Source organism: Marinobacter alkalisoli (genome assembly GCF_045449795.1).
Classification (GTDB): domain Bacteria; phylum Pseudomonadota; class Gammaproteobacteria; order Pseudomonadales; family Oleiphilaceae; genus Marinobacter.
Genome location: NZ_JBJJLB010000001.1, coordinates 1 through 2,711, shown reverse-complemented (window position 1 = coordinate 2,711; position 2,711 = coordinate 1). Strand labels below are relative to the sequence as shown.

Annotated in this window: 4 protein-coding genes; 1 reads left to right on the top strand and 3 read right to left on the bottom strand. The window is 52.1% G+C overall.

Translation table 11 applies throughout. The features are described 5' to 3' along the window. Window positions 1-17: 17 nt before the first annotated feature. The 3 genes from ACJO3M_RS00025 to ACJO3M_RS00010 form a co-directional block, all read right to left on the bottom strand. Window positions 18-704, bottom strand: coding sequence for a hypothetical protein (locus ACJO3M_RS00025; protein WP_406998560.1), 687 nt, complete (start codon window positions 702-704; stop codon window positions 18-20). Between the two features lie 51 nt (window positions 705-755). Continuing rightward, window positions 756-1,106, bottom strand: coding sequence for a hypothetical protein (locus ACJO3M_RS00020; protein WP_406998558.1), 351 nt, complete (start codon window positions 1,104-1,106; stop codon window positions 756-758). Between the two features lie 90 nt (window positions 1,107-1,196). After that, window positions 1,197-1,658, bottom strand: coding sequence for a zinc-ribbon domain-containing protein (locus ACJO3M_RS00010; protein ID WP_504362672.1), 462 nt, complete (start codon window positions 1,656-1,658; stop codon window positions 1,197-1,199). 137 nt (window positions 1,659-1,795) lie between these two features. Between ACJO3M_RS00010 and ACJO3M_RS00005 the strand changes: the two genes are divergently transcribed. After that, window positions 1,796-2,711, top strand: a 916-nt coding sequence (locus tag ACJO3M_RS00005; protein WP_406998562.1) for an IS110 family RNA-guided transposase, incomplete at its 3' end; no start/stop codon positions are given.

Below are 2,711 nucleotides of genomic sequence, written 5' to 3'. Positions count from 1 at the left end.
GCAGCAGGGGCGCGACGTCAGGAGCGTCCCTTGCCTGCATTGGTTAGGTTTTTCTCGGTGCAAATAGCAACTGCCAAGGATAAAAATAGAAAAGCCGCTGCCCATAGCCCAGAAATGTAAAACTTCTCAACGTGTGTGAACACCGCTATAGCTGACCACACCAAGCTGTAAACTGTACAGGTGTAAAAAACAATTCTGAAGACAGAAAATCGTGAGCGGCCAGCCACCCAAAACCTTGTCAGCGCAACGAGGAAAAGAATGTTGTAGAAAGGCATATTAAGCAAGGTAATTAGGCCGAAAGCAGCTGCAGGATCGCTGGGGATGCGAGAAACCGCTTCAGGAAACATCCAAACTGACCCGATAACAGACAAAACTAGCATCACCACTCCCACGAAGAAGTGACCATCGACCGGCAGAACCAGCGAGGCAACGTAGAATAAAATGGCTAGTCGGAAAAGCACGCGCTCAACCTGCGAACGTTCTCGTTTAGCGATCGGTGCCGGCGGAGTTTCACCTTGCTTGATCCGTGCCGGCGCAGTTTCACGTTGCTCGATTCGATCAAGCGCTACTGCGGCCATCGTAGAGTAAAGCGAATAATCGTGCTCATTGATTATTTGCTCATAGATTTCTATCGCTCGATCGAGTGTGGCCGGATCTCGTTCATTTGCCTCCGCAAGTTCGATGAGCTGCTTTAGGTCTCTCAATTGAAGTCCTTTTGAAACGGGCAAACCTAACGCCAGAACGAAGCGGCGCGTTCAACGCGTCCGCCTTGCGTTATTGGTTATGTTGTTCATGAACTTCTCGTTCACTGCGGCACGGAGAGTCATAGCTACCCATGAAGGGCAGATTCCTTCATCCTCTAAAAAGGAAGTGAGCTGCCTTTCGTCTATCTCTTCGGGATGTTCCTGGCAGCGAACAAATGATTTTACATCGTGATTTTTAGGAGACTTTTCCTGCCAACCGATGTTATTCACAACATAGTTTAAGAGTCCCACACAATCTGCCGGAGAGAGCGATTTCCGTTTCATGAGCGCCTTAACCACTTCTTTTGAATAGTCGCTAGTTTCAAGTTGAGCCGCCGCGACCTCTTCCTGAGTAAATTGCATGTGTCCTCCAAAACATAACGCCTGCAGCATGCGCGCCCATGGAATGGAGCCGAAGGCGCAATGTAATGGGCGTCGCCGTGCCTGCAATGGTTAGCCGATACGGTCGATCTTGGCGACATCCCGAATATACCCCTGTTGATACAGTTCAAGCGCAATCGCTTTCAATTCCTTTGACTCGTGCTCGGTTAATTCATCTTGCTCAACGAGCACCTGATACCTCTTTTGCATCACCCGAACCTCCCTTTCTGCACGTCGACAATCAATACACCGGGTACAGTGAGCGTCAACCCAAAATTGAAGTTCTTCGAACCACCACCTTTGTTCAAGCGCAAAAAACAGGAACCTGCGACCACAAACCTCGCATGTCTCTTCGATATCGACGTATATCGACCGAGAATAGACCGCGAACCTCTGCTTGCTAATATTTGCAGGGATAGCTGTCTGAGCAAAATACTTCAAACTTGAATACCGCCAGTGCCCCGCTTCTATTTCAGAGTCAGTAAACGAATACCGTGAAGGAATAGGTTGATTTCCATACCTCGGATGATTCACGTATACGTTTTTTATGGGACCACCTCCTGTGGCTTACTGCCCAGCGGCTAACGAATGATATGGACTCCCCCTGCTCCCACGGCATCCATGTGCCACATTGAAGGTGTCGACATCTTCAATCAAAAGCAGGAGGAGTCATCATGAATGTTACAACCATTGGCATTGATCTGGCGAAAACTGTGTTCAGTATTCATGGCACCGACCAACACGGCAAGGTCGTGGTTCGCAAACGGGTGAATCGACTCAAGCTGTTGCCGTTCTTCGCACAATTACCTCCTTGCCTGATCGGCATGGAAGCCTGCTCGGGCGCCCACTACTGGGCGCGTGAAATGACCAGGCTCGGCCATGATGTTCGGATCATTGCACCCCGGTTTGTGGCACCGTATCGCAAGAGCAGCAAGAACGACGACAACGATGCCGAGGCCATCTGCGAAGCGGTCGGCCGACCCAATATGCGCTTCGTTCCCATCAAGACCGAAGACCAGCAAGCGACGCTCTGCCTGCATCGAATTCGCCGTGGGCTGACCAAGGAGCGCACCGCGCAGATCAACCAGATTCGCGGGCTGTTGGCCGAATTCGGTCTGATCATTCCCCAGGGGCGCTATGCCGCTCGGCGGCGGGTTCCTGAAATCCTGGAGAATGCCGAAAACAGCTTACCCATGCTGGCACGACGCTTACTCAATAACATCAACCAGCGCATTCTTCAGCTCGATGAAGAGATCCTCGCCTATGACCGGGAAATCGAAGCCATGGCCCGGCGCAACGAGCAGGCCAAACGGCTGATGGCCATTCCAGGCATTGGACCACAAACGGCCACAGCCATATTGGCCAGTGCGCCCGATCCCAGGCAGTTCAAAAGCGGACGACACTTTGCCGCCTGGCTGGGGCTGGTACCCCGACAATATTCAACCGGTGGCAAAGTCCGACTTGGGCGGATCACCAAGCGCGGGGACAAATATTTACGAATGCTGCTGATCCATGGCACCCGGGCGGTGATAGCCAAGCTCGCCGACAAGAACGATCGGCTCAGTGGCTGGGCCAGGGACTTGGTCG

Coding starts and splice junctions, on each gene's coding strand:
- ACJO3M_RS00020 (WP_406998558.1), bottom strand. CDS start 1,106: ATGCAATTTACTCAGGAAGAGGTCGCGGCGGCTCAACTTGAAACTAGC.